Annotated in this window: 1 protein-coding gene; it reads right to left on the reverse strand. The window is 57.0% G+C overall.

Features of this window, described 5'->3' with window-relative positions; translation table 11 throughout:
• Positions 1-127 precede the first annotated feature (127 nt).
• The coding region (locus V7676_RS18655) for an ABC transporter ATP-binding protein (protein ID WP_335661059.1) at positions 128-896 on the reverse strand (769 nt) is incomplete at its 5' end.

Genomic DNA, 896 nt, shown 5'->3' on the forward strand with positions numbered 1-896 from the left:
GTTACCGCGCGCCTCTGCGTTGAAAAGGGTGATATCATAGGCATCTCGGTCCTGGTCCAGAAGGTGCTCTAGCACCCTCCCGGAGGCCATTCCGGCACCGATAACGACAAGTTTCTGTTTCATGGTCTCACTCCGCCGCGATTGCTTTGGGTTTCGGTTTCCCGCCAGAGGCAGGCGATTTGGGCGCATTGCCGTGTTCGTATTCCTCAAGAAAATCGAGCACTTCCTGGCGATAGGCATAGTAGTCGGGGTGTTCGAGAAGGGCCTTGCGGGTACGCGGACGCGGCAGCTTCACATCCGTGATCTTGCCGATGGTGGCCTGTGGTCCGTTGGTCATCATCACCACGCGGTCGGCCAGCAAAATTGCTTCGTCTACATCATGCGTGACGCAGATCGCCGTCACTTTGGTACGCGACCAGACTTCCATCAGCACTTCTTGCAATTCCCAGCGGGTGAGACTGTCGAGCATGCCAAAAGGTTCATCCAACAAGAGAAGTTTGGGCGACAGCGCAAAGGCCCTCGCAATGCCCACGCGCTGCTTCATCCCGTTCGACAGGCTGGCGGCATTCTTGTTCATGCTGTCAGCCAGCCCGACGCGTTCAAGGTAGTATTCCACCACATCCTGACGCTCCGCCAGACTTGCCCGCGGATAGACTTTGTCGACACCGATTGCGACGTTTTCCTTGGCTGAAAGCCATGGGAAGAGGTTGGGCGACTGGAAAACCACGGCGCGTTCAGGGTCTGCGCCTTCGACGTTCCACCCATCCAGTCGGATCGCACCTTTCGAGATCGGGTTCAGCCCCGCGGCCATCGTCAGCACAGTGGACTTGCCGCATCCCGAATGCCCAATCAACGAGATGAATTCACCCCTGTTGATCTTTAGATCAAAGTTCTCG

This window comes from Parasphingorhabdus sp. (genome assembly GCF_036963805.1).
Lineage (GTDB): Bacteria > Pseudomonadota > Alphaproteobacteria > Sphingomonadales > Sphingomonadaceae > Parasphingorhabdus.